This window comes from Streptomyces prasinopilosus, from assembly GCF_001419695.1.
GTDB classification, from domain to species: Bacteria; Actinomycetota; Actinomycetes; order Streptomycetales; family Streptomycetaceae; genus Streptomyces; species Streptomyces prasinopilosus.
In genome coordinates this window covers 1-2151 of record NZ_LIRG01001013.1, presented here as the reverse complement: position 1 = coordinate 2151, position 2151 = coordinate 1, and the positions used below count along the sequence as shown (strand labels likewise).

At 72.6% G+C, this 2151-nt stretch carries 2 protein-coding genes; one reads left to right on the top strand and one right to left on the bottom strand.

The annotated features are described in order from the left end of the window. Positions 1-93: 93 nt before the first annotated feature. Complete coding sequence (locus AOK18_RS29690) at positions 94-1344, bottom strand: YihY/virulence factor BrkB family protein (RefSeq protein WP_338119151.1); 1251 nt, start codon at positions 1342-1344, stop codon at positions 94-96. A gap of 232 nt (positions 1345-1576) precedes the next feature. Here AOK18_RS29690 and AOK18_RS29685 point away from each other — a divergent pair. Next, positions 1577-2151 (top strand): aromatic acid exporter family protein (locus AOK18_RS29685; RefSeq protein ID WP_420865659.1); only part of this gene is annotated, 575 nt, incomplete at its 3' end.

Here is a 2151-nt window from a genome sequence, read left to right as displayed (position 1 = left end):
AGAGACCTCGGCCGCCCGGGTCTCCTCCCCGGGCGGCCGAGGTCTCTCGGACCGGTGCCTCTCGGGCCGGTGCTCCTCAGGAGGGACGGGCCGTCAGATATCGAGGCGGCGGCGGTCCTCGTCGTCCCACTTCTTGGTGTCGCGCGGCTCCACGTAGGGCTCCTCGTGGGGCGGGTGGCCCCCGGCGACGGCGCGCTGGCGGGCCAGCTCCGCGTCGAACTCCAGGCCGAGCAGGATGGCCAGGTTGGTGATCCACAGCCAGATCAGGAAGATGATCACACCGGCGAAGGTGCCGTAGGTCTTGTTGTACGAACCGAAGTTCGCCACGTACAGCGCGAAGCCCGCCGAGGCGATCATCCAGATGACCAGGGCGAGGAAGCTGCCCAGCGTGATCCAGCGGAAGCCGCGGACCTTCGCGTTCGGGGTGGCCCAGTACAGGACCGCGATCATGATCGTGACCAGGAGGACCAGCACCGGCCACTTCGCGATCGACCAGACGGTCAGCGCCTCCTCGCCGACCCCGAGCGCGTCGCCGGCCCGCTGGGCCAGGCCACCGGTGAAGACCACGATCAGCGAGCTGATCACGGCCATCACCATCAGCAGCACGGTCACGCCGACCCGCACCGGGAGCACCTTCCACACCGGGCGGCCCTCGGGCATGTCGTAGACCGCGTTGGCGCTGCGGATGAACGCGGCGACGTAGCCCGACGCCGACCACACCGCCAGCACCAGACCCAGGATCGCCACGAGCGAACCGATGCCGCTCTGGCCCTGCATCTGCCGCACCGCGGAACTCAGCACTTCCCGGGCCTGGCCGGGGGCGAGCTGCTGGATGTTGTCCAGGATCGACTGCGTGGCCGACTGCCCGACGACGCCCAGCAGCGACACCAGCGCCAGCAGGGCGGGGAACAGCGCCAGGATCGAGTAGTAGGTCAGTGCCGCGGCCCGGTCGGTCAGCTCGTCCTTCTGGAACTCCTTCACGGTGCCTTTCAGCACCGCTGCCCAGGAACGTTTGGGAAGGTCGGTGGGGCTGTCCGGGGCCCGCTCCTCCACCTGCTCGTCGGGCCCGGCGTCGAGATCCCGTCCGGTGTCCCGGTCCCGTCCGGTGTCCCGGTCCCGTCCGGTCTCCTGGTCCCGTTCGGAGTCCCGGTCCCGTCCGGAGTCGAGATCCCGTTCGGAGCCGGGGTCCCGCCCCGTCCCGGTCCGGTCTTCCCCGGCCCGGTCCGTTCCGGTCCGGAGGTCCCCGGCCCGATGGTCCCCGGTCCGGAGGTCCTCGGCCCGGCGGCCTTCGTCCTCGCGGCTCTCGGCAGAGGTCTGCCCGCCGTGCTTCCTGTGCCATCCCACTGTCCGCGCCATTCCCTGCGGGTATCCGGCTCACCGCCACTCATGCACGGAGGCGGCTCCCGACGGCCCTCCCGGGCTCCGCTCCGGCGCCCCTCCCGCGTTTTCCCGCGTCCCCGGCCTGCCACTGCCCCCGGCCTTCCGCGCCGGTGGTGTCGCGGCCGGTCCGCACCGGCCGGCTCCGATTCCGGGAACCGCAGGTGCATCTCGTCCCCGATGTGGCACTTGCTGTCCCATGGAGTGGATGCACAGGACGAACCGGGCCGCCCGGCGCTGGGCGGGGACGGCCGTCGCGACGGTGCGGCGGGCCTGGGAGGGTCCGGGACGTGAACGGGACCTGGCGGTGCAGGCGGGCAAGGGAGCGCTGGCCGCCTGGGTGGCGTGGGCGGTGATGGGCTGGTGGCTCGAGGCGCCGATGGCGTTCGTGGCGCCGTGGGTCGCGGTGGTGCTGGTGGAGTCGACGGTGTACCGGTCGGTCGCGCACGGGCTGCAGCAGCTCGCGGCGATCGGGGTGGGCACGGCACTGGCGACGGCGGTGGCGCTGCTGCTGAACAGCACGATGGCCGCGATGGCCCTGGTGCTTCCGGTGGCGCTGCTCCTCGGGCAGTGGCAGCGCCTGGGGAGTCAGGGCGTCTACGCGGCCACCGGCGCGCTCTTCGTGCTGACCGGGGGCGAGGTCACCGTCGCCGGGTCGGCCGCCCGCGTCCTGGAGGCGGTCTTCGGCGCGGCGGTCGGAGTGGCGGTCAACGTGCTGATCCGGCCCCCGGTCTACCTGCGGGACGCCCGCGCCGCGCTGGAGGACGCGACCCG